Source organism: Limnohabitans sp. INBF003, assembly GCF_055396645.1.
The window spans coordinates 1-21,133 of record NZ_AP029222.1 but is presented as its reverse complement, the minus strand read 5'-3'; the positions used below and the strand labels follow the sequence as shown (position 1 = coordinate 21,133).

At 60.4% G+C, this 21,133-nt stretch carries 22 protein-coding genes; 7 read left to right on the top strand and 15 right to left on the bottom strand.

The features are described from left to right. Positions 1-21: 21 nt before the first annotated feature. The gene (locus tag ACZ5VE_RS00110; protein WP_464456078.1) at positions 22-1,686 is read right to left on the bottom strand and encodes a phosphoethanolamine transferase; all 1,665 of its coding nucleotides are present in this window, start codon (positions 1,684-1,686) and stop codon (positions 22-24) included. 158 nt (positions 1,687-1,844) lie between these two features. Between ACZ5VE_RS00110 and ACZ5VE_RS00105 the strand changes: the two genes are divergently transcribed. Together ACZ5VE_RS00105 and dprA are read left to right on the top strand one after the other, a co-directional pair. Further along, positions 1,845-2,573, top strand: coding sequence for a phosphatase PAP2 family protein (locus ACZ5VE_RS00105; protein ID WP_464456077.1), 729 nt, complete (start codon positions 1,845-1,847; stop codon positions 2,571-2,573). A gap of 92 nt (positions 2,574-2,665) precedes the next feature. Then, positions 2,666-3,826: a DNA-processing protein DprA gene (gene dprA, locus ACZ5VE_RS00100; protein WP_464457524.1), complete on the top strand. Its 1,161-nt coding sequence runs from the start codon at positions 2,666-2,668 to the stop codon at positions 3,824-3,826. A 221-nt stretch (positions 3,827-4,047) separates the two neighbouring features. Here dprA and secF read toward each other — a convergent pair whose 3' ends face one another. From secF to yajC, 3 genes are all read right to left on the bottom strand, one after another. Then, a complete protein-coding gene (gene secF, locus ACZ5VE_RS00095) occupies positions 4,048-4,998 on the bottom strand; it encodes a protein translocase subunit SecF (protein WP_464456076.1) in 951 nt (316 codons plus the stop codon). Positions 4,999-5,010: 12 nt separating this feature from the next. Beyond that, on the bottom strand, positions 5,011-6,891 hold the full coding sequence (gene secD, locus ACZ5VE_RS00090) for a protein translocase subunit SecD (protein WP_464456075.1): 1,881 nt from the start codon (positions 6,889-6,891) through the stop codon (positions 5,011-5,013). 70 nt (positions 6,892-6,961) lie between these two features. Next, positions 6,962-7,294, bottom strand: coding sequence for a preprotein translocase subunit YajC (gene yajC, locus ACZ5VE_RS00085; protein ID WP_108286098.1), 333 nt, complete (start codon positions 7,292-7,294; stop codon positions 6,962-6,964). Between the two features lie 180 nt (positions 7,295-7,474). Between yajC and ACZ5VE_RS00080 the strand changes: the two genes are divergently transcribed. Further along, on the top strand, positions 7,475-8,311 hold the full coding sequence (locus tag ACZ5VE_RS00080; protein ID WP_464457523.1) for an EamA family transporter: 837 nt from the start codon (positions 7,475-7,477) through the stop codon (positions 8,309-8,311). A 44-nt stretch (positions 8,312-8,355) separates the two neighbouring features. Here ACZ5VE_RS00080 and ACZ5VE_RS00075 read toward each other — a convergent pair whose 3' ends face one another. The 3 genes from ACZ5VE_RS00075 to phaP form a co-directional block, all read right to left on the bottom strand. Next, positions 8,356-9,522: a hypothetical protein gene (locus ACZ5VE_RS00075; RefSeq protein WP_464456074.1), complete on the bottom strand. Its 1,167-nt coding sequence runs from the start codon at positions 9,520-9,522 to the stop codon at positions 8,356-8,358. Positions 9,523-9,566: 44 nt separating this feature from the next. Beyond that, complete coding sequence (locus tag ACZ5VE_RS00070; protein ID WP_464456073.1) at positions 9,567-10,355, bottom strand: enoyl-CoA hydratase/isomerase family protein; 789 nt, start codon at positions 10,353-10,355, stop codon at positions 9,567-9,569. An 85-nt stretch (positions 10,356-10,440) separates the two neighbouring features. After that, positions 10,441-10,998: a TIGR01841 family phasin gene (phaP, locus tag ACZ5VE_RS00065; protein WP_464456072.1), complete on the bottom strand. Its 558-nt coding sequence runs from the start codon at positions 10,996-10,998 to the stop codon at positions 10,441-10,443. 258 nt (positions 10,999-11,256) lie between these two features. Here phaP and ACZ5VE_RS00060 point away from each other — a divergent pair, with 258 nt between their 5' ends. Then, positions 11,257-11,856 (top strand): hypothetical protein, encoded by a 600-nt coding sequence (locus tag ACZ5VE_RS00060; protein ID WP_464456071.1) that lies wholly within the window; start codon positions 11,257-11,259, stop codon positions 11,854-11,856. On the opposite strand, the gene ACZ5VE_RS00055 is transcribed toward ACZ5VE_RS00060, so the two are convergent. The 3 genes from ACZ5VE_RS00055 to ACZ5VE_RS00045 are packed head-to-tail and all read right to left on the bottom strand — an operon-like array spanning position 11,853 to position 13,060. Next, positions 11,853-12,464, bottom strand: coding sequence for a 3'-5' exonuclease (locus tag ACZ5VE_RS00055; RefSeq protein ID WP_464456070.1), 612 nt, complete (start codon positions 12,462-12,464; stop codon positions 11,853-11,855). The two genes, ACZ5VE_RS00060 and ACZ5VE_RS00055, sit on opposite strands and share 4 nt — an antisense overlap. A gap of 6 nt (positions 12,465-12,470) precedes the next feature. Further along, positions 12,471-12,761, bottom strand: coding sequence for a type II toxin-antitoxin system RelE/ParE family toxin (locus tag ACZ5VE_RS00050; RefSeq protein ID WP_464456069.1), 291 nt, complete (start codon positions 12,759-12,761; stop codon positions 12,471-12,473). Further along, positions 12,758-13,060, bottom strand: a complete 303-nt coding sequence (locus ACZ5VE_RS00045) for a CopG family ribbon-helix-helix protein (RefSeq protein ID WP_464456068.1) — start codon at positions 13,058-13,060, stop codon at positions 12,758-12,760. The genes ACZ5VE_RS00050 and ACZ5VE_RS00045 overlap by 4 nt, the downstream gene beginning before the upstream one ends. Positions 13,061-13,219: 159 nt before the next feature. Between ACZ5VE_RS00045 and ACZ5VE_RS00040 the strand changes: the two genes are divergently transcribed. From ACZ5VE_RS00040 to ACZ5VE_RS00030, 3 genes are read left to right on the top strand one after another with little or no spacing between them, the layout of a single operon-like run. Next, the gene (locus ACZ5VE_RS00040; RefSeq protein ID WP_464456067.1) at positions 13,220-13,459 is read left to right on the top strand and encodes a FitA-like ribbon-helix-helix domain-containing protein; all 240 of its coding nucleotides are present in this window, start codon (positions 13,220-13,222) and stop codon (positions 13,457-13,459) included. Next, on the top strand, positions 13,456-13,881 hold the full coding sequence (locus tag ACZ5VE_RS00035) for a PIN domain-containing protein (RefSeq protein ID WP_464456066.1): 426 nt from the start codon (positions 13,456-13,458) through the stop codon (positions 13,879-13,881). Before ACZ5VE_RS00040 ends, ACZ5VE_RS00035 begins: the two co-directional genes overlap by 4 nt. A gap of 20 nt (positions 13,882-13,901) precedes the next feature. Next, a complete protein-coding gene (locus tag ACZ5VE_RS00030; RefSeq protein ID WP_464456065.1) occupies positions 13,902-14,579 on the top strand; it encodes a metallophosphoesterase family protein in 678 nt (225 codons plus the stop codon). Between the two features lie 28 nt (positions 14,580-14,607). On the opposite strand, the gene ACZ5VE_RS00025 is transcribed toward ACZ5VE_RS00030, so the two are convergent. The 5 genes from ACZ5VE_RS00025 to dnaA all read right to left on the bottom strand — a co-directional run bounded on the left by ACZ5VE_RS00025 (position 14,608) and on the right by dnaA (position 21,033). Then, positions 14,608-14,940: a type II toxin-antitoxin system RelE/ParE family toxin gene (locus tag ACZ5VE_RS00025; RefSeq protein WP_464456064.1), complete on the bottom strand. Its 333-nt coding sequence runs from the start codon at positions 14,938-14,940 to the stop codon at positions 14,608-14,610. Next, entirely contained in the window at positions 14,937-15,218 is a 282-nt protein-coding gene (locus ACZ5VE_RS00020) for a type II toxin-antitoxin system ParD family antitoxin (RefSeq protein ID WP_464456063.1), read from the bottom strand. Before ACZ5VE_RS00020 ends, ACZ5VE_RS00025 begins: the two co-directional genes overlap by 4 nt. 352 nt (positions 15,219-15,570) lie before the next feature. Next, positions 15,571-18,174, bottom strand: coding sequence for a DNA topoisomerase (ATP-hydrolyzing) subunit B (gene gyrB, locus ACZ5VE_RS00015; protein ID WP_464456062.1), 2,604 nt, complete (start codon positions 18,172-18,174; stop codon positions 15,571-15,573). An 83-nt stretch (positions 18,175-18,257) separates the two neighbouring features. Beyond that, complete coding sequence (gene dnaN, locus ACZ5VE_RS00010) at positions 18,258-19,367, bottom strand: DNA polymerase III subunit beta (protein ID WP_108312392.1); 1,110 nt, start codon at positions 19,365-19,367, stop codon at positions 18,258-18,260. A gap of 265 nt (positions 19,368-19,632) precedes the next feature. Beyond that, positions 19,633-21,033, bottom strand: coding sequence for a chromosomal replication initiator protein DnaA (dnaA, locus tag ACZ5VE_RS00005; protein WP_464456061.1), 1,401 nt, complete (start codon positions 21,031-21,033; stop codon positions 19,633-19,635). Between the last annotated feature and the right edge of the window lie 100 nt (positions 21,034-21,133).

Sequence of the window (21,133 nt, the reverse complement as noted above, 5' to 3'; positions counted from 1 at the left end):
GTTCTTTTGGGGCCTGCGCGCTCAGTGCCCCGCTGCACACGCGGCAAAGAGGTCCAGTTCGGGCTTGGCCAGACGGGTTTTGACCTGGGCCAAGCCCAGCACCGAGTGAAACAGGTTGTCGTGCGACAAGGCCTTGCCGCTTTGCGCCTGCAAGCACGACATGCTCCAGCCCCGCTGGCGCTGCATGGGCTTGGACAGCCACACCACCATGGGCACATGGGTTTGCTCTTTGGGGGCCATGCTGTAGGGCATGCCGTGCAAGTAAAGCCCTTTTTCACCCAATGACTCGCCGTGGTCAGACATGTACATCAGCGCCGTGGGGCGCGACTGCGCTTGCAGCCAATGCACCGTTTTGGCGATGAAATGATCGGCGTAGAGGATCGAGTTGTCGTACGCATTGACGATCTGCTCGGGTGGGCAATTTTGCAAGGCGTGGCTGCTGCACTCGGGCAGGAACTGCTTGATCGCGTCTGGCGAACGCTTGTAATAAGCCGGGCCATGGCTGCCCATCTGGTGCATCACCACCACCGTGCCTTTGGCCCGCTTGGCAGGGTCCAGCGCGGCCAGCTGCTTGGGCAGCTCGTGCAGCATCACTTCGTCCAGACATTCGCCGTCTTTGCAAAACTCGGGCACGTTCAGCGCCGTGGTCGCCACATTGGGCACCCGGTCACACACGCCCTTGCAGCCCGACTGGTTGTCCAGCCAGAGCACGGCCAAGCCCGCACGTTGCAACACATCCAGCAAGCTCTCAAAGCGCTGGCCATTGCCCTCATACGCAGCCTTGCCCAAGTGAGAGAACATGCAGGGCACCGAGGCCTGTGTGCTGGTGCCACAAGATGTGACGTCCGAAAAATAGGTCAGGTCACCCTGGGCTTGCAACTTGCGCAACTGCGGCGTGGTGTCACGCGCATAGCCGCTCAAACCAAAATTGGCGGCTCTGGCCGTCTCGCCCAAAACAAACACCACCAAGGGCGCTTGGTCTGGCGTGGCCACAGCGGCCGCCCCTTGCGCGTCATCGCCAATCGCCAGCAAAGGCTGGCTGGCCTGGGCCGCTTGCCCCACAAACAAACGGGTGACCGCATACACGCTGTTGAACGGGTTGATCATGTAGCGCAAATGCTTGTGGTTGCGGGTCAGCGAGGCAATGTCCTGAAACGACATCCAGAACAAGCCCAAGGCCACCAGCAAGGCCAGCAAAGACACACCCAATTGCCGCAAGATGAGCGGCTTGGCGTTCACCGCCCGAACCGGCTGACGCAACAACCAGACGCCGGGGAGAACCACACCCACAACCAAGGCCGCCAGCATGGGCCACGACAACAGGTCGCGCACCTCACGCACATCGGTCTGCACCACGTTGGCCAACATGCTGGGGTCGATGACCACACCATAAGTCAGCATGAAATAACTGCTGGAAGTCACCGTCAGCAACAGCACCACGGCCGCAGGCTTGAGCCAGCGTGGCCAAACCCACAGGCACAAAAACCAGCCCACAAAGCCCAGCAAAATCAGCCAGAGGCTGGCCGTGGTGGTCAGCCCACGCAAGCCTTGCGTTTCGGGCAGTTTCCACAGAGCCATCCAGAACGGGACATTGCCCACGGTGCCCAGCCAGACGGTCAAGACCGCCAGCAAGGCCGTGGGGTGCCAAGCAGAACGCGCAGAAAGAAGCTTGATGGGGTCTGTCACAAGATAGATCCAAGGTACAAAATGGGCTCGATTCTAGACATGGCATATGAAGTTGCGCTGAAGCGCCTGGCAAAGGCATGACAAAACCCGGTTGTCTTGCCACGCACCGAGCAAACCCCATTACATTCTGGGCTCCAACTTTGACGCCCTCAAGACACATGACCCCAGCACCCGCTTACGCCACACCGGGCGACCTCAGTCCTTCCAGACGTCTGGGGCAGTTCACCTGGGTCGCGCTGTTGTGCCTGCTGGCCTGGGATTTTTCCGGCCTCGACAGGGCGGTGATGCACTGGATTGCCGACGGCAGCGCCTTCAGCCTGCGCAGCAACTGGTGGATGGAAGAAATTTTGCACAACCGGGCCAAGCAACTGGCCATCGTGGTCTACCTCGGCCTGCTGGCCATGGTCTGGTGGCCGCAAGGCGCGTTTCGCCAATTGACCCGCTTGCAACGCACCGAAATCATGGTGGGCATCACGCTGGGGCTCATCACCATCAGCACGCTCAAGCGCTTCAGCCTGACCAGTTGCCCTTGGGATCTGCAGGATTTCGGCGGCGCGGCGATCTATGTCTCGCACTGGCATTGGGGCGTGCTGGACGGTGGCGCGGGCCATTGCTTTCCTGGTGGGCACGCGTCATCGGCCCTGGCGTTTGTCGGGCTGGCTCTGCCCTGGCTCGGTTCGGGGCTGACCACTCAACGCAGCACCGGGCGGCGCATCCTGATCGGCGTGCTGCTGCTCGGGCTGGTTTTGGGGCTCACCCAAAGCTTGAGGGGCGCGCACTACCCCAGCCATACCCTCTGGACAGGCTTCATCTGCTGGGCAGTGGCTTTGGCCAACCACCTGTTGTTTGGCTGGCTGGCTCACCACCGGCAAAGCCGCCACGCATAAGCCCGAACCATCACCCCGAACCCTAGGCAGCACGCCGGGTTTGGCCCACAATGGCTCCACAGACAGCCGCCAAGGCTGCGCAGGGAGACATGATGGTGAACACCCCCGAAGCGTTGGGCTCTTGGTTGCGCCTGGCGCTCACACCCGGCGTCGGGCCGGACGCCGCCAGGCGCTTGCTGGCGGCATTTGGCGAACCCGATGCCCTCTTTGAGCAAACCGAGACGGCCTTGCGCCAAGTTGTTTCGGTACTGCAAGCCAAGGCCTTGCGTGAAACGCCCTTGGGCTGGCCCGAACTGACCGACGAAACCTGGAACTGGTTGCAAGTCGGCACCGACACCGGCATTGGCCGTGCCGTGGTCACGCTGGGCGATGCCGACTACCCCAGCGCACTGCTGGAAATTCCCGATCCACCGCTGATGCTTTACGCCATGGGCCAAACCAAGGCCCTGAGCGGCCTGCAAGCCGGGCAAACCGTGGCCATGGTGGGCAGCCGCAACCCGACGCCGCAAGGCCTGATCAATGCCCGTGAATTTGCCCGCAGCCTGGCCGGCAGCGGGCTGACGGTCATCTCAGGCTTGGCATTGGGCATCGATGGTGCAGCCCACGAAGGTGCCCTGTTGGGGGCACAGGACGGAAGCGCACCCGGCGGCCCCTGGCCCACCATCGCCGTGGTCGGCACCGGGCTGGACCGCGTCTATCCGCGCCAGCACCGCGATCTGGCGCACCAGATTGCCCAAAGAGGGCTGATACTCAGCGAATACCCGCTGGGCACGCCGCCTCTGGCGCCTAATTTCCCACGTCGCAACCGGCTGATTTCGGGCTTGTCGCAAGCCACGTTGGTGGTGGAGGCGGCCTTGCAATCGGGCTCGCTCATCACGGCCAAACAAGCACTGGAGCAAGGCCGCGATGTCATGGCCATCCCTGGCTCGATCCACTCGGCCCAATCCAAGGGCTGCCACCTGCTGATCAAGCAAGGGGCCAAACTCGTGGAGTCGGCGCAAGACGTGCTGGAAGAATTGCGGCTGCCTGATGCATTGGCACAAGTGCCGCTGGCTTTGGTTGCGGCATCTGACGACCTGCCCGAAGACGAGCTGCTGGCAGCGCTCGGCCATGACCCGGTGAGCCTAGACGCCCTGCAAGCACGTTGCGGCTGGGCCACCGCCCGACTGCAAGCCCAACTGATGGAGCTGGAACTGATGGGGCAGGTCGGTCGCTTGCCGGGCGGGCTGTTTCAGCGCATCGGGGCCGCTTAGGTCAACGACTTCGACACAGACAAGGCAGTCATCGAAAGGCAGCGCCTGAGCTGAAGCTCCTGCCTGCACCTGTTTTTGTGGGAGCGAGCCCCTGCTCGCGAAAGCCGGAGGGGTGATGCAGTCATTCGGCCGCAGGGGCGACCTCCCACAAAGAGCGCAATCCCCAAAAAATCAAACACAAAAAAGAAAAGGGCCACTTGTGGCCCTTTCGTTGCTGGTGGTCAGACCACCGCGCCCGCGTTTTCGTCGCCCGGGTCGTTGTCTTTCTTGAGCGGCTTGATCAGGTCTTCGCGCTGGATGCCCAGCCACATGGCAATGGCAGCGGCCACGAAGACCGAGGAGTAAATGCCAAAGCAGATGCCGATGGTCAGGGCCATGGCGAAGTAGTGCAGCGTCTCGCCGCCAAACAGCAACATCGACAACACCATGATCTGCGTGGAGCCGTGGGTGATGATTGTGCGGCTGATGGTGGAGGTGATCGCGTTGTCGATGATCTCGACCGTGTTCATCTTGCGGTAACGGCGGAAGTTCTCGCGAATCCGGTCAAAAATCACCACCGACTCGTTCACCGAGTAACCCAGCACCGCCAGCACCGCAGCCAACACGGCCAATGAGAATTCCCACTGGAAGAAGGCAAAAAAGCCCAGGATGATGATCACGTCGTGCAAGTTGGCGATGATGGCCGAGACGGCGAACTTCCACTCGAAGCGGATGGCCAAGTAAACCATGATGCCCAACACCACAAAGCCCAGGGCCTTGAGTCCGTCATGCGCCAGCTCGTCACCCACTTGCGGGCCGACAAACTCGGTGCGCCGCAGCGTGACGTCCGGGTCATTGGCCTTGAGGGCCGACAAAACCTTTTCGCTTTGCTGCGCCGAACTCACGCCTTTTTGCGCGGGCAGACGGATCATCACGTCGCGGGCCGTGCCAAAGTTCTGCACCTGCACTTCGCTGAACCCCAGCGTGCCCACCGTGCCGCGCACCTTTTGCAGGTCTGCAGGCTGGCTGTAGCTGACTTCCATCAAGGTGCCGCCAGTGAACTCCACCGACAGGTGCAGGCCACGGCTGAACAAGAAAAACACGGCCAACGCAAAGGTCACAAAGGAGATCGCGTTGAAGACCAACGCGTTCTTCATGAACGGGATGTCTTTTCTGATTTTGAACAATTCCATGGTCTTTTCCCCTTAGTCGGCTTTCACCGCCGAGCCGCCTTCAGGCCGCCACACCGTGCCGATCGACACCGATTTCAGTTTCTTCTTGCTGCCATACCAAAGGTTGACCAAGCCGCGCGAGAAAAACACCGCAGAGAACATGCTGGTCAGAATGCCGATGCAATGCACCACCGCAAAGCCGCGCACCGGGCCGGAGCCAAAGGCCAGCAAGGCCACGCCCGCGATCAAGGTGGTGATGTTGGAGTCCAAAATGGTGGCCCAGGCGCGGTCATACCCCGAATGGATGGCCGCTTGCGGGCTGGCCCCGTTGCGCAGCTCTTCACGCACGCGCTCGTTGATCAGCACGTTCGAGTCAATGGCCATGCCCAAAGCGAGCGCCATCGCGGCCATGCCGGGCAGGGTCAAAGTGGCTTGCAGCATCGACAAAATGGCCACCAAAAACAGCAGGTTCACGCCCAGCGCGATGCCAGAGAACAAACCAAACACCGCGTAATAAACCACCATGAAGGCCACGATCACCAGGAAACCCCAGGTCACGCTGTTGAAGCCCTTGGCAATGTTTTCGGCACCCAGGCTCGGGCCAATGGTGCGCTCTTCGATGATCTCCATCGGCGCGGCCAGCGATCCGGCACGCAGCAGCAAGGCGGTGTCGTTGGCTTCGGCTGTGGTCATGCGGCCCGAAATCTGCACGCGTCCGCCACCGATCTCGGCGCGGATTACAGGCGCCGTCACCACTTCGCCCTTGCCCTTTTCAAACAAGATGATGGCCATGCGCTTGCCAACGTTGTCGCGCGTCACATCCTTGAAGATGCGGGCGCCCTTGGCGTCCAGCGTCAGGTTGACCACGGGCTCTTGTGTCTGGCCATCAAAACCGGGTTGCGCATCGGTCAGGTTGTCACCCGTGAGCACCACTTGTTTTTTGACGATCAGTGGGCGGCCATCGCGCTCCAGATAGCGTTCAGCGCCAAAAGGCACGATGCCGCCAGCCTGTTCAGCGCCACGCGCTTCGGTGCTTTCGTCCACCATGCGCACTTCGAGTGTGGCGGTGCGGCCCAAAATGTCTTTGGCCTTGGCCGTGTCCTGCACGCCGGGCAGCTGCACCACGATACGGTCCAGGCCTTGCTGCTGGATCACCGGTTCGGCCACGCCCAGTTCGTTGATCCGGTTGTGCAGCGTGGTGATGTTTTGCTTGAGCGCCTGCTCTTGCACCTTGCGGGCGGCTTCGGGCTTGATGCTGGCAGTCAGGCGGAATTCGCTGCCCTCGGCCACTTCCTGGGTTTGCAGGTCGGCAAACTGGGCCGACATCACACGTTTGGCGGCTTCGAGTTGCTGCGCATCGCGCAGGCGGATTTCGATCGCCTGGCCATTGCGGCTGATGCCGCCATGGCGCACGTCTTTTTCGCGCAGCAGGCTGCGCAGGTCACCCGTGAGGGACTCCACACGCTGGGTCAACGCCGCCTGCATGTCGACTTGCAGCATGAAGTGCACGCCGCCGCGCAAGTCCAGCCCCAAATACATGGGGGACGCGTGCAGCGATGTCAGCCAGGCCGGTGAGCGCGAGACGAGGTTCAAGGCCACCACAAACTGGGGGTCAGCACCCTCGGGGATCAAGGCCTTCTGAATGGCGTCTTTGGCCTTCAGTTGCTGGTCTGTGCTCTCGAAACGGGCCCGGATCGAGCCCCCTTCCAAAGTGACCATCTGGGGATTGAGCGCAGCCGCCTTGAGCGTGTCCTCGACCTTTTGCAGGGTGGCGGTGTCGACTTTGATGGTCGCCTTGCCCGAAGACACCTGCACCGCAGGGGCTTCACCAAAAAAATTAGGCAGGGTGTAGACCACGCCCAGCAACATGGCGATCACGATGATCGCGTACTTCCAGACCGGGTAACGGTTCATAGTGACTCGCGTGCAGGATGAAAAATCGGGGCTGGCAACGGCCAACGCCCCATGGATGAACCCGGAAAAATTACTTCAGGCTGCCTTTGGGCAAGACCTGAACCACCGCGCTGCGCTGCAATTGCACTTCGACGCCAGCGGTCAATTCCACGCCAATGTAGGCGTCGCCAATTTTGCTGACTTTGCCCAACAGGCCACCGGCGGTCACGACTTCGTCACCTTTGGCCAAGGCGTCGATCATGCTGCGGTGCTCTTTTTGCTTTTTCATCTGGGGGCGGATCATGACGAAATACAAGACCGCAAACATCAGCAACAAAGGCAGCATGCTCATCAAAGTGGACTGCATGTCGCCACCAGCGGCGGCAGCTGGAGCAGTTTGGGCAAAAGCGGAAGAGATGAACATGGAAGCTCCACAAAAAGGCAAATTCGGGTTTGATCGGGTGGCGCATGTGCGCCCCGCGGACGAAGCCGCCATTGTATGCGGCGCTATGATGCCGCCTAAAAGCCTTTTGACCCGACGGAATGCCCCCGCAAACCGCGCCCCACTGAAAGAGACACCCCCTTGAATTCGCGTTTGTGGGCCATGCTGGCCTTGTTGGGCAGCCTGGTGTCTTTGTCGATCGGCACCTCGTTTGCCAAAAGCCTGTTCCCCGCCTTGGGGGCCGAGGGCACCACGGCTTATCGCCTCGTGTTTGCCATGCTGATGCTGATGGCCGTGTTCCGCCCCTGGCGTCGGAAATGGGTCTGGGCCGACGCCCTGCCGCTGGGCTTGTACGGCGTCACGCTGGGCGTCATGAACCTGCTGTTTTACAGCGCCATCAAGACCATCCCCTTTGGGGTGGCCATTGCCATCGAATTCACGGGCCCCCTGGCGGTGGCGGTCTGGACCTCCAAAAAAGCCAGCGACTGGCTTTGGGTGGCGCTGGCCATTCTGGGCCTGGGCTTGCTGTTGCCGCTGCCCGGGGCGGACGCCGCACTCGATCCGCTGGGCATGGGCCTTGCTCTGGCCGCAGGCATTTGCTGGGCGCTTTACATCGTCTTTGGCCAACGCGTGGCCATGCGCTACGGGGGCATGGCCACGCCCTTGGGCATGCTGGCGGCGGCCCTGGTGGTGGCACCGATTGGCGTGCTTCATGCGGGCAGCGCCCTGTTTGACCCGCAATGGCTGCTGGCAGGCCTGGCCGTGGCGCTGCTGTCGAGCGCGATTCCTTATGCGCTGGAGATGTTTGCGCTGAACCACCTGCCCAAAAACACCTTCAGCATCTTGCTCAGCCTGGAACCGGCTGTGGGGGCCTTAGCGGGCTGGCTGGTGCTGTCCGAGCGCTTGACGCCGTTCCAGGGCCTAGCCATCGGGATGGTGATGGCCGCGTCCATGGGCACAGCCTGGTCGGCAGGGCGATCGGCCTCAAACCGGGATTAACGGGCATTCGCGAGCAGGGGCTCGCTCCCACAAAGAGCCGGCGCTTACTTTGGCTTGACCTCTTCAGGCTTGGCTTCTTGAGGTTTCACTTCCTTGGGCGCAGCCACTTCCGGTTTGACCGGCTCGGCTTTGGCCTCTTTGGACTTATCTTCTTTGGATTTGGCGTCTTCTGCCTTGTCATCGGTTTTGGGGTCGCGCTTGAGCTTTTCCAGCTGCTTGAGCAACCAGCTGCGTTTTTCCAGACGCACTTGCTCCAGCCGTTCAAGTTCCTGCAACCGCCGGACATGATCGGCTTCGGCCTTTTCTTTGCGCTCCCGGGCTTGCGCCTCTATGGCTTCTTTCGCCAGTTGGGCTTCGCGAATGCGTGCTTCTTCTTCCGCTTTGACTTTGGCAACCTCTTCTGCGGCGATGCGGGCCTTCGCAGCCAGATCTTCTTTTTGGCGTGCCCCTTTGGCTGCAGCCGTTTCGCGCACACCTGTGCTCCATGCCCGGTTTTCAAGTTGCCGCTGGACTGCGGTTGCCAATGAAATGGGCTGCGATTTGCCATTTTCGGTGGCACTGTAATAACCCTCGCAGCGGGTTTTCAAACCACCGGGCAGCACGCAGGCAAAGTTTTTGGCGTTTTGATCTCCCCAGGCCTTTTTGCGCTCCACAAACCCATCGCATTGGGTCAAGGCCCGCTGGATACGCCAATCCTCCGGGCTGACCTGCCTGCCGTTGAGATCAAACCACTCATAGCGCACACGATCTGCTTGCAAAGCCATGCGCACGCATTCGGCCTTGGCCGGGTTCATTTGCGACAACAAGCTGGCCCAAGCCGCACGCAAGGGCGCATTGTCAAAAACCACCGGGTATTGCGTCCCACCCTGTGTGGGGCAGGCATTGACCACGACATCGTTGACCCGCTTGGACTTGCCGCGCCAAGTGACCGCGACCGATTCAACGTCTTGCGGCGTGATGTCAATGCGGGCCTCAAAGTAGGGCGCCTGCACTTCGCGCTCCATGACCGTCTGCCCCTGAACCGTGATTTCAAGGTTGCACACCTGCTCGGCGTTCTGCACGCGCGCAGCCACCACCACCGTGTTGGCTTGCTCTGCCAACAACTGGTATTGCCCGGCCTGGGCAGGTGCGGCCAAAGCCAGCCAGCCCCAAGAGATGACCGCCAGATGGCCCGCCTTCATGGCGCGTCCGAGGATTGAATTTGATTGCATGACAGATAAGCATCGGCTCGAATCGCCAATACTTGATAGCCCCGTCACCGCCCCACAAAAACCGGCTTGCGCCGTTCGGCAAACGCAGCGCGGCCCTCGGCAAAGTCGGCGCTGCAGCTGGTCATGTGCTCGCGCTCACGCAAACGGGCCACGTCGGCCTGCCCGGTTTCGATCTCGCGCAGCGACTTTTTGGTTTCCTGCACCGCCAACGGGGCCAAGGCCAGAATGTCCTGCACCAGCGCCTGCAACGTGGCGGTCCATTCTTGCGGCGTCACCAGCGCTTCAAACAAACCCATGGCATTCAGCTGCTCTGGAGAAAAAGGCCGGGCCGTCAAAAACGCGCGTTTGGCACCGGCCAAGCCAAAACGGCTCACATAACGCTGCAAACCGCTCGGGTAGTAATGCAAACCCAGCGCCGTGGCGGGCATGCGCCACTCGACGCCCTGCAAGCCGATGCGCAAATCACAGGCCAACACCACATCGGTCGCACCGCCGTACACGCTGCCGTTCAGGGCACAAATGGTCACGGGGCGCAGCGCGGCCAGGGCGTCGGGGATTTCTTCGAAAAAAGACGAGCCATGGCCGGGTTCGTCGAACCCGCCAATGTCATAGCCCGCGCAAAACACCGGCTTGGGCTGGCCCGCCGTGTTGGCGGTCAGCACCAGCACGCGCACATCGGGTTGCTGGTTGACGGTTTCAAAATGGGCCAACAAAGCCTTGAGGTCGGCGTTTTCCAGACGGTTGCGCTGGGCCGGGCGGTTCAGGGTGAGGGTGGCCACGCCGCCTTCGATGTGGAGAACGGGGGCAGAGGCTTGGGCCAAGGCAGGTGACATGTGTGCAATCCAAAACAAAAAGGGTGCCCGAAGACACCCTGATTGTAGAAAGCAGGCGACCAGCGCCTGCTCATTGAGCGGCAGCTCAGGCCTTGGCTTTGGCCTTGGACATGGCGGCCTTGACCGAAGCTTCGGCTTGGGCTGTAGCAGCCTTGATGTTGGACTCGGCAGTGTCAGCAGCTTGCTTGGCCACTTTTTTCAGGGTTTCAGCAGCAGTCTGGCTGGCTTCGAAAGCGGTTTTGATCACGGCCACAGCAGCGTCAGAACCGGCAGGTGCGTTTTTCAGGCTGTTTTCGACCAAGCTTTTGACAGCTTTTTCGGATTCGGCCATTTTGCCTTCGACGGCTTTGGTGAACACGGCGCTGGTGCTGTTGGCGATGTCAGCCAGGTGACGGCCATAAGACACCGACTTTTCGAAAGCAGGCTGCACCAAAGCGGCTTGCACAGCCAACAGGTCTTGAGGCGACTTGGCACCCATCAGGGCTTGCACGTTGGAGAAAGACTCGCCCACAGCGGCTTTGCCAGCGGCCATGTTCAGCTCAACCAGACGCTCGAAACCAGCGAAAGCGGTTTGCGACAGGTCTGCAGCAGCAGTCAGGTTGGCTTGTTGGGCAGCGGAGAATTGTTCGGCGTTGAAGTTCATGGTGTGTTCCTTGGAAAGGTTTGTTGCAATGCAGCAATTTGAACAGTTCACCCGGACCAACACAAGGGAAAACCCGCACTTTAGAGTCCACTCTCCAATTGGCCCTCTTTGGCCCGCCTGTGTGCGTCAGCGCCCATACCAAGCAGGCGCCTTGTGTTCAGGCTCGTTTCAGGCGCACATCCGGTGCTTTTGCAGCGGCAGCGGCCTGACCTCATACACTTGGCGCAACGGCCATTCTGGTCAAGACACACTGTATTTATGGAATTCCTCAGTCTGCTGTTCATTTTGGCCACGGGCATCCACTGGCTCAACACCCAAGGCCAGCGCAAACGCACCGCCCTGCTGGCCGAACAATTACGGCCCTACCAAATCGAAAAACACATGGAACAGCTCACCAGTGCCTACATGCGGGCGCTGGGGGAAAGTGACCCCGAGCGGCAGCAGCAAATTTTGCAACTGCAAGAAGCGGCCGAACAGCAACTGGCCAACGAGTTCCAGAACCTGGCCCGCGAATTTGCCAAGCTGCCCGCCCCCGTGACACGGGCCTTCAAGGTGGCACTGCCTTTCATCGACCAGCTCTCGCCCAAAGCCACGTTCGACATGCGCCGCATGCTCGAGGTGCACGCCCAAGGCATCACCCTCGCGGTAAGCAACCCACAAGGCTTGCCATCCAAAGAGCGCTCGTTCCGCATGATGGGCGAGATGTTTTTGATGCAGCACAGCTGCCACTGGTTCTGCAAATCCAAAACCATCGCCTCGGCCCGCATGCTGGCCCAACACCAGACCCGCTACGAACAAGCCCTGAGCGCCGTCAGCCCCGAAACACGAGAGGCTTATCTGGACGTGGTGCAGGCTTAAGCCCCCGCCCGCTGCTTCAAATAGTTGCCCACCAGGTGGCGGCTGGTGCGCTGCAGGCCCATCAGCAAAGCGTGGTCTGTCTGGGTGCAGCCGTAGCGGATTTTCAGGTCGTGCTGCATCTGCGCCAGCAAATGCGCGGCCATTTCGGCGTCGGCCAACGCACGGTGGGCACGGCCTGACGACGGCAAATGGTGCAGCGCCGCCAGCGTGCCCAGCTTGTGGTTGGGCGCTTGCGGGTACAAGCGGCGCGACAGCAGCAAAGTGCAGGCAAAAGCGTGCGAGCCGTCTTGCCCGCAACGCGCCAGCTCGGCCTGCCAGAATTTTTTGTCAAAGGCCGCGTTGTGCGCCACCATGGGCCGCCCGCCCACAAAGCGGGCTGCCTCGCGCATGACCTGCTCGGCCGGGGGCGCGGCCTGCACCATCTCGTTGGTGATGCCCGTGAGCTGGGTGATGAAACTGTTGACCCGCACCCCGGCGTTCATCAGGCTTTGATAGCGGTCCACCACCTGCCCGCCTTCGAGCATGACGATGGCCACCTCGGTGGCGCGGTCGCCCATGTTGGGCGAGATGCCGGTGGTTTCGAAGTCGATGATGGCGATGGGGGTCATGGGGGTTCAGTGATAGTCTTGTTCACGCTGGTGCTTGATGGCCAGCACGAACACCACATCGGCAGCGGCGTCGAAAGCATACAGCGCCAGATATCCCGATCTTCCGCGTGAGATCACAAGCTCGCGCATACCCTGTGCCACGGGGCGTCCCATCAACGGATGGCGCTCTAACACTGACAAAGCATCCAGCACCAAGTCCACCGTTTCAACCGCGTGTTCAGGTCGACTCACCAACAAAAAATCTACCAGCTCTTCGAGGTCGTTAGCCGCCTCCGGGGAATGCACCAACTGCGTCATGACCGCGGGGCCAGCAACTGCTCAAGCCCTTGTGCCGCTGGCCGCGTGCGCGTGCCGCCTCGCACCTTGTCTTTCAGGTATTCGGCCATCGCCCGCCCATCCACGACCAGGCCTGTTTGCAGCAAGTTTTGCCGCGCCTGCAACGCACGCTGAACCAAAGCGTCCTCTTCTTCAGAGCGGGCCACGGCCAACTCAATGGCTTGCACCATGAAGGCGTGCGGCGTCACGCCACGTTGGCTGGCCGCAGCTTGCACCTTGGCGCGGGATTGTTCGTCCAATTTGACAGAAAAGGTCGGCATTTTGAGGCTCCTGTTGCCATCAGTATAGCCAAGGTGTTACCCGGTCAACACCACCAATGGCGGCTTTCACTGCCATGAGCATGCTGCCACTCGCAAAACAAGCTTTGATATCAAAATTAATTAAGTGATATCATTCGGCGCAAATCAGGAGACCCTGCCATGTCATCCATCACCATCCGCAACTTGCCCGAAGAAACCCACAGAGCCCTTCGCCTGCGCGCCTCGTTGGCGGGCCGCAGCACAGAGGCCGAAGTGCGCGCCATTCTGGAGCAAGCCGCACGCCCGCAAGGGCGCATCCAACTGGGATCGCTGCTGGCCGAGATTGGCCAAGAGGCTGGCGGCTTTGACTTGAATATGGAGCGCGACAAAACACCCGCAGAACCCATGGGGTTTGAATGATCTTGCTCAACACCAACGTCATCTCGGAGCCACTGAAACTGTCAGCGGATGCGGGCGTTTTGGCGTGGATCGACGCGCAATCCATCGACACCCTTTACCTGTCCGCCATCAGCTTGGCCGAATTGCGCTTTGGCATCGCGGCACTGCCAACGGGCAAACGCAAAGAGACCCTGCACCTGGGTCTGGAGCAACGCATCCTGCCCTTGTTCGCTGACCGAATCCTGCCTTTTGACGCCAGTGCGTCTCAGGCCTATGCAGACATTCTTTCGACTGCTCGCACCCAAGGCCGAGCCATCTCGACCGCTGACGGTTACATCGCCGCCACGGCAAAGCGCCATGGCTTCATGGTGGCCACGCGCGACGCCAGCCCGTTTGAAGCGGCGGGCGTCACCGTGATCAACCCCTGGACAGTTCAACACTGACCGCCCCAAGCTGCGCACACATGACCGGCCCCATCCTCTTCTGCGGCGACCCGCACGGCCAATGGCAGCACATCATCGATGCGGCCTTGCAAACTCACGCCCGCGCCGTGATCCTGCTCGGCGATCTGGAGCCGGCACGGCCGCTGCACATTGAGCTGGAAGCCATTTGGGAGCGCGTCTGGTTCATCCACGGCAACCACGACACCGACCACGCTGACAACTTTGCCAACGTGTGGCACCCTGAGCTGGCCGTGCGGAGCCTGCACGGCCGCGTCGTCACGCTGCCCTGCGGCACGCGCATCGCCGGGCTGGGTGGCGTGTTTCGCGGTGCGGTGTGGTACCCCAAAGACGCACAAGCCCCCAAGTTTCGCAACCGCGAAGCGCACGCACGAGTCACGCCGCGCCAAGACCGCTGGCAAGGCGGCGTGCACCTCAAGCACTGGTCCACCATCTACCCCGACGAGGTGGAACAACTGGCCACGCTGCAAGCCGACATCCTCATCACCCACGAAGCGCCCGGCTACCACGAGCACGGATTCAAAGAGCTGGACTCACTGGCCCGCCGCATGGGCGTGCGCATGACGGTGCACGGCCACCAACACGACAACATTGACAGCAGCGCCCAATGGGACGCGCAAGGCTTTCAGAGTTTTGGGGTGGGCCTGCGGGGAGTGATGGTGGTGGATGGGTTGGCATGATCGTCACCCGATATCAACAGCCGCCTCATCAATCCGGCAAATGCTTGGCCAAATCCATGCTGTCATGAAGCAAGCGGATGACATCAATGGCTTGACCGTCCGCCAACCTGAAAACCACCAAATGGCGGCCTTTTCTGCCCAGTCGTGCGACATGCAGTGTCCGAATACCCAGCCCGATATCGTCGCGGACTTTGCTGCCCACAATGTTGGGGCCATCGGTCAGCGCCTCCAATGCAAGCGTCAGCGTCTCAAGGTAGTCATCCGCCTGAAGTGCACCGAACTGATCAGTCGTCCAAACAAGCGCGTCAAGCAAGTCGTGCTCGGCCTTTTCTGCCAACCGAACTGCCCATACCGGACTCATTGGACAGTGCGCACTTTGGCTGCAATGCCCTGCATGTGATCGCGCAAACCTTGCTTGGATTCAAAAGTCTTAAAACGCCCCGCATCGATATCGGCAATGCCCTCTTGGGCTGCTTTTCGCAAAGCCGCAAGTCGATAAGCGTCCTCGGTGTCTCGCTGCTCCACCATGCGCAGCCCCTCACGCAGAACTTCGCTGGCATTTTGATAGCGGCCGCTTTGGACCAGCTGCTCGATCAGCGCAGCTTGGTGATCAGTCAGCACGACGTTTCGGGTGGGCATGGGAGGGCTCCTTGTTGAAACAGAATTGGCATATTATGCCAACAAGGTCAAACTGGTCGAGGTTGTAGCAATCAGAGCACCGAAAGCTTATTCGTCCTCGTCTTCGGGGACAGGGTGAAAACAGTACGCACACAAGCCTTCCCTTTCTTTCTAGGGTAGGGGTGTGAAAGATGGCCAACTTAGGGCGTGATTTGCAATAAATTGCTTCTTTATAAGGAAGCAGAAAAATCCATTCTGCTGCACTTTGAGGAAGCTTGAACAGCCGAATCGGGCAGACCAAAGCAAGGGGCCCATAAGTTTCTCAACTCATGGGCCCCTTTTTCTCAGGTTATGGGCACATCTACAAGATTGATCAAATATCGATGTTCCCCGCCCGCAGCGCGTTGCTCTCGATGAAGTGGCGCCGCGGCTCCACCTCGTCGCCCATGAGCATGGTGAACACGCGGTCGGCTTCGATGGCGTCGTCGATCTGCACGCGCAGCAGGCGGCGCACGGTGGGGTCCATGGTGGTTTCCCACAGTTGGGCGGGGTTCATCTCGCCCAGACCTTTGTAGCGCTGGCGGCTGGTGGTCCGTTCGGCTTCGCTGATGAGCCAATGCATGGCTTGGCGGAAGTCGCTCACTTTTTCTTCTTTTTGGCGCTCGCCTTCGCCGCGTGTGGCTTTGGCACCTTCGCTGAGCAGGCCGCGGAAGGTCTCGGCGGCTTCGGCCAGTGCGCCGTAGTCAGCGCCGTGCACAAAGTCTTGCGTGATGATGCTGCTCTTGATGTTACCGTGGTGGCGGCGGCTGATGCGCAGAATGGGTTTGTCGGTGCGCACGTCGAACTCGGCGGCCACTTCGGCGGGGATGCCGGTGGTGTTGAGTTCGCGCAGTTTGGCTTGCAGCGCGGGGGCGCATTCGGCGGCTTGCTCCAGCGTGTCCAGGTTGAGTGACACGCCGTCGGCCATGGCCCGCAGGGCTTCGGCGTCCATGAAGTTGGACAGGCGTGCAATGACCGATTCGGCCACTTGGTGTTTGCGGGCCAGTGCTTCCAGAGTCTCGCCTGTCAGCACTTGCGGCGCAGCGCCACCGGTGCTGATGCTGGCGTCTTTGAGCGCGATGCGCAGCAAGAAGCCGTCGAGCGCCGGGCCGTCTTTGAGGTAGAGCTCTTCTTTGCCGGCCTTGACTTTGTACAGCGGTGGCTGGGCAATGTAGATGTGGCCACGCTCCACCAGATCGGGCATCTGGCGGTAGAAGAAGGTCAGCAGCAGGGTACGGATGTGCGCGCCGTCCACGTCGGCGTCGGTCATGATGATGATGCGGTGGTAGCGCAGTTTGTCGACGTTGAAGTCGTCGGTGCCGCTCTTGCCGGATTCGGCGGTGGCTTTGCCGATGCCGGTGCCCAAGGCGGTGATGAGCGTGACGATTTCGTTGCTGGTGAGCAGTTTTTCGTAGCGGGCTTTTTCGACGTTCAGGATCTTGCCGCGCAGAGGCAGGATGGCCTGGAATTTACGGTCGCGGCCTTGCTTGGCCGAGCCGCCGGCGGAGTCACCCTCGACGATGTAGATTTCGCACAGGGCTGGGTCTTTTTCCTGGCAGTCGGCCAGTTTGCCGGGCAGGCCCATGCCGTCGAGCACGCCTTTGCGGCGTGTCATTTCGCGGGCTTTGCGAGCAGCTTCGCGGGCACGAGCGGCTTCAACGATCTTGCCGCAAATGATCTTCGCGTCGTTAGGGCGCTCTTCCAAAAAGTCGGTCAGCGCTTTGGCCACGATGTCTTCGACCGGGGCACGCACTTCGCTGGAGACCAGCTTGTCTTTGGTCTGGCTCGAGAATTTGGGCTCAGGCACTTTCACGCTCAGCACGCAGCACAGGCCTTCGCGCATGTCGTCGCCGCTGACTTCGACTTTTTGCTTTTTGGCGATCTCGTTTTTCTCGATGTACTTGCTGATGACGCGGGTCATCGCCGCACGCAGACCGGTCAGGTGGGTGCCACCGTCACGCTGCGGGATGTTGTTGGTGAAGCAGAGCACCGATTCGTTGTAGCCGTCGTTCCATTGCATGGCCACTTCGACTCCGATGCTGGTGCCGGGGATGCCGCCGTAGCTGTCGGCCGGGCGTTCGCCGTTGGCGTGGAAGGCGTTGGGGTGCAACACTTTTTTGTTGGCGTTGATGAAGTCGACAAAGCCCTTGACGCCACCGGCGCCCGAGAAGTCATCCTCTTTGCCGCTGCGTTCGTCTTTCAGGCGAATGCGCACGCCGTTATTCAAGAATGACAACTCGCGCAAACGCTTGGCCAAGATTTCGTAATGGAAATCCGTGTTCTGCGTGAAGATTTCGGTATCGGGCAGGAAGTGCACTTCGGTGCCGCGCTTGTCGGTGGCACCCGTGACGCGCATGGGCGAGACTTCAACGCTATCGACGGTTTCGAGCAAACGGTTTTGCACAAAGCCTTTGGCAAAGTCGATCTGATGGACTTTGCCCTCGCGACGCACCGTGAGGCGCAGCCACTTGCTGAGCGCGTTCACACACGACACGCCCACGCCGTGCAAACCGCCGGAGACCTTGTAGCTGTTTTGGTTGAACTTGCCGCCTGCGTGCAGTTCGGTCAAGGCGATCTCTGACGCACTGCGCTTGGGCTCGTGCTTGTCGTCCATCTTCACGCCCGTGGGGATGCCGCGGCCGTTGTCGGTGACGCTGATGGAGTTGTCGCTGTGGATGGTGACGACGATGTCGTCGCAGTGGCCGGCCAGCGCTTCGTCGATCGAGTTGTCCACGACCTCAAAAACCAGATGGTGCAAACCCGTGCCATCGGACGTGTCGCCGATGTACATGCCAGGGCGTTTGCGCACCGCTTCCAGGCCTTCCAGAATCTGGATGGAGCCTTCGCCGTAGCCCTCGGATGCGCCCGCCTGGTGGGCGTCGATCTTGGGTTGAGCGGTGGTGAACGCTTCTTCGCTGGGGTTGATTTCGTCGGTCATGTTCAATTTTCTCTGTCGCTTGAATGGCCGAAACCCGCGAGAGGTCGCGGGTTTCGATAAGGTGGGCCTTGTGGGCTTTCGCCTTAAATGCGCATTGGCATCACCACATATTTGAAGTTGTCGTTCTCGGGGATCGTGATCAGCGCCGAGCTGTTGGCGTCGGCCAGATCGATGCGGACCATGTCCTGGCCCATGTTGCTGAGCACGTCGATGATGTAGGTGACGTTGAAGCCGATTTCGATGCTGTCGCCACCGTAGTCGATGTCGAGTTCGTCCACGGCTTCTTCTTGTTCGGCGTTGGTGGAGGCCACGCGCAAGCTGCCGGGGTCGAGGTTCAGGCGCACGCCCTTGAACTTGTCGCTGGTCAGGATGGCGGTGCGCTGCAAGCAAGACAGCAGGGCTTGACGGCCCAGGGTCAGGTTGTTGCTGTGGCCTTTGGGGATCACGCGGTTGTAGTCGGGGAACTTGCCCTCGACCAGCTTGGTCACGAACTCCATGCCGTCAAAACTGAACTTGGCCTGGTTGTTGGCGAATTGCATCTCGATCGCGCCGTCGGCGTCCGACAGCAAGCGCTGCAGCTCGAGCACGGTCTTGCGCGGCAAGATGACTTCTTGTTTGGTGGGCACTTCCACGTCGAGCGTGGCGGCCGTGAAGGCCAGGCGGTGACCATCGGTGGCAACCAAACTCAGTCGGTTGCCTTCGGCCACGAACAGGATGCCGTTCAGGTAATAACGGATGTCGTGCACGGCCATCGCAAACGAAACCTGACCGAGCAGGGTCTTGAGGGTTTTTTGCGGCACGCTGAACACGGGGCCGAAGCTGGCGGCTTCTTGCACCAGCGGAAAGTCTTCTGCAGGCAAGGTCTGCAAGGTGAACTTGGACTTGCCACCTTTGAGGATCAGCTTGGCTTGCGAGGACTCCAGGCTCACCGTTTGGTCGGCGGGCATGGTGCGCAGGATGTCGATGAGTTTGCGGGCGCCCACGGTGGTGGTGAAGTCGCCTGGGTCGCCGTCCATCTCGGCGGTGGTGCGGATCTGGATTTCCAGATCGCTGGTGGTCAGCTGCACGGCATGACCGGTTTTGCGGATCAGCACGTTGGCCAGCACGGGCAGGGTGTGGCGGCGCTCGACGATGCCGGACACGGATTGCAGGACCGACAGCAATTTGTCTTGGGTGGCCTTCAGGACGATCATTTGTCTACCTTTGGTGGTTCTTTTGAGGCGTCAGCCCAAGATGGGCTGATGGATGCAAACAGGGTACATTTTCGCCGTTTTTCGGCTGATTTTTTGCCCAAAACCCCTGATTGGGCATTCTTTTGCCGGGGATAAGCGGGGTCTGTGTGGGAGCGAGCCCCCGCTCGCGAATGCCCGCCCGACCAAATGCCTTGGTGCTGGCCAGTGGCCAAATTTGCCATTCGGCCGCAGGGGCGAGCTCCCACAGGGGGAAAACGGCTTGTCATCAGCCCTTGAGCGTCTGTTCCAGCACGTGCAGCTGCTGGTTGAGTTCGGTCAGCTGCAGGCGCTCGGCGTTGATTTTGCGCACGGCATGCAGCACGGTGGTGTGGTCACGCCCGCCAAACAGCTCGCCGATCTCGGGCAGGCTCTTTTGGGTCATTTCCTTGGCCAGGTACATGGCAATCTGGCGCGGCCGGGCAATGCTGGCGGGGCGCTTTTTGCTGTACATGTCGGCGACCTTGATCTTGTAATAGTCGGCCACCGTTTTCTGGATGTTCTCGACGCTGATCTGCCGGTTTTGAATGGACAGCAGATCGCGCAGCGCATCGCGGGCCAGCTGGATGGAGATTTCCTTCTGGTTGAAACGCGAATAGGCCAGAATTTTGCGCAGCGCGCCTTCGAGTTCACGCACGTTGGAACGCACGTTTTTGGCCACGAAAAACGCCACTTCTTCGGGCATTTCGCTGCCTTCGCTGATGGCCTTGTTGATCAGAATGGCCACGCGCATTTCGAGTTCGGGCGGCTCCATGGCCACGGTCAGGCCCGAATCAAAGCGGGAAACCAAGCGCTCGTGTATGTCGGCCAGGCCCTTGGGATAGGTATCGCTGGTCATCACGATGTGCGACTTTTTGGCCAGCAAGGCCTCAAAGGCATTGAAGAATTCTTCTTGGGTGCGGTCTTTGTTGGCAAAGAACTGCACATCGTCAATCAGCAGCAAATCGAGCGAATGGTAGTGGTGTTTGAACTCGTCAAAAGTCTTGCGCTGGTAGGCTTTAACCACATCCGACACAAACTGTTCTGCATGGATGTAGAGAACCTTGGATTCGGGGCGGTCGGCCAGCAGCTTGTTGCCGATGGCGTGCATCAAGTGGGTCTTGCCCAGACCGACACCGCCATAGATGAAAAGCGGGTTGTACAAGTGCCCCGGCGAGCCCGACACGTGCATGGCCGCCGCACGCGCCATGCGGTTGGCCGTGCCCTCGACCAGGTTGTCAAAAGTCAGGGCGGTGTTGAGTCGGCTGCGGAAGGTGTTGGCTGCGGGTTCATCGGGCAAATCCATCGGCTCAGGCGCGTTTTCCATCGACGATGGTGTGGACTGCCGTGCAGGCCTGACGGCGCTATCGCGAGGAGTGATCACTAACTCTATTTGAACTGGATGGCCTTGCAGGCTTTCCAGCATGGCGGCCAGACGGCCCGCATATTGGGCCCGGATCCAGTCGAGCTTGAAGCGGTTGGCCACAAACAAAGTGAGGCGCTGCTGGTCTTCCGAGATCTGCGCGGTCAGGGGTTTGATCCAGGTGTTGAACTGCTGCTCGGGCAGCTCGCGGGACAGCTCATCCACGCACGCCTGCCACAAGGAGTGGCCTTCTTCGGCCTGAAATTCTGGGGGAAATCCCTCGGACATGTTGTATTTATTTTTTGTGGACAGTTGACAAGAACTACGGTAGTGAGATTGGGCTTATCAAGAGCTTATCCACATGCCGGAACGCATTCGAATGGCCATC

Bases quoted from the DNA above. Each gene is read 5' to 3' on its own strand.
- secF (WP_464456076.1), bottom strand. From the start codon at position 4,998: ATGGAATTGTTCAAAATCAGAAAAGACATCCCGTTCATGAAGAACGCG.
- ACZ5VE_RS00020 (WP_464456063.1), bottom strand. From the start codon at position 15,218: ATGCCCACCCGAAACGTCGTGCTGACTGATCACCAAGCTGCGCTGATC.
- ACZ5VE_RS00055 (WP_464456070.1), bottom strand. From the start codon at position 12,464: ATGACCCCCATCGCCATCATCGACTTCGAAACCACCGGCATCTCGCCC.
- yajC (WP_108286098.1), bottom strand. From the start codon at position 7,294: ATGTTCATCTCTTCCGCTTTTGCCCAAACTGCTCCAGCTGCCGCCGCT.
- ACZ5VE_RS00075 (WP_464456074.1), bottom strand. From the start codon at position 9,522: ATGCAATCAAATTCAATCCTCGGACGCGCCATGAAGGCGGGCCATCTG.
- ACZ5VE_RS00080 (WP_464457523.1), top strand. From the start codon at position 7,475: ATGCTGGCCTTGTTGGGCAGCCTGGTGTCTTTGTCGATCGGCACCTCG.
- ACZ5VE_RS00040 (WP_464456067.1), top strand. From the start codon at position 13,220: ATGTCATCCATCACCATCCGCAACTTGCCCGAAGAAACCCACAGAGCC.
- dnaA (WP_464456061.1), bottom strand. From the start codon at position 21,033: ATGTCCGAGGGATTTCCCCCAGAATTTCAGGCCGAAGAAGGCCACTCC.
- ACZ5VE_RS00050 (WP_464456069.1), bottom strand. From the start codon at position 12,761: ATGACGCAGTTGGTGCATTCCCCGGAGGCGGCTAACGACCTCGAAGAG.
- ACZ5VE_RS00070 (WP_464456073.1), bottom strand. From the start codon at position 10,355: ATGTCACCTGCCTTGGCCCAAGCCTCTGCCCCCGTTCTCCACATCGAA.
- dnaN (WP_108312392.1), bottom strand. From the start codon at position 19,367: ATGATCGTCCTGAAGGCCACCCAAGACAAATTGCTGTCGGTCCTGCAA.
- phaP (WP_464456072.1), bottom strand. From the start codon at position 10,998: ATGAACTTCAACGCCGAACAATTCTCCGCTGCCCAACAAGCCAACCTG.
- gyrB (WP_464456062.1), bottom strand. From the start codon at position 18,174: ATGACCGACGAAATCAACCCCAGCGAAGAAGCGTTCACCACCGCTCAA.
- dprA (WP_464457524.1), top strand. From the start codon at position 2,666: ATGGTGAACACCCCCGAAGCGTTGGGCTCTTGGTTGCGCCTGGCGCTC.
- ACZ5VE_RS00105 (WP_464456077.1), top strand. From the start codon at position 1,845: ATGACCCCAGCACCCGCTTACGCCACACCGGGCGACCTCAGTCCTTCC.
- ACZ5VE_RS00030 (WP_464456065.1), top strand. From the start codon at position 13,902: ATGACCGGCCCCATCCTCTTCTGCGGCGACCCGCACGGCCAATGGCAG.
- secD (WP_464456075.1), bottom strand. From the start codon at position 6,891: ATGAACCGTTACCCGGTCTGGAAGTACGCGATCATCGTGATCGCCATG.
- ACZ5VE_RS00025 (WP_464456064.1), bottom strand. From the start codon at position 14,940: ATGAGTCCGGTATGGGCAGTTCGGTTGGCAGAAAAGGCCGAGCACGAC.
- ACZ5VE_RS00045 (WP_464456068.1), bottom strand. From the start codon at position 13,060: ATGCCGACCTTTTCTGTCAAATTGGACGAACAATCCCGCGCCAAGGTG.
- ACZ5VE_RS00035 (WP_464456066.1), top strand. From the start codon at position 13,456: ATGATCTTGCTCAACACCAACGTCATCTCGGAGCCACTGAAACTGTCA.
- ACZ5VE_RS00060 (WP_464456071.1), top strand. From the start codon at position 11,257: ATGGAATTCCTCAGTCTGCTGTTCATTTTGGCCACGGGCATCCACTGG.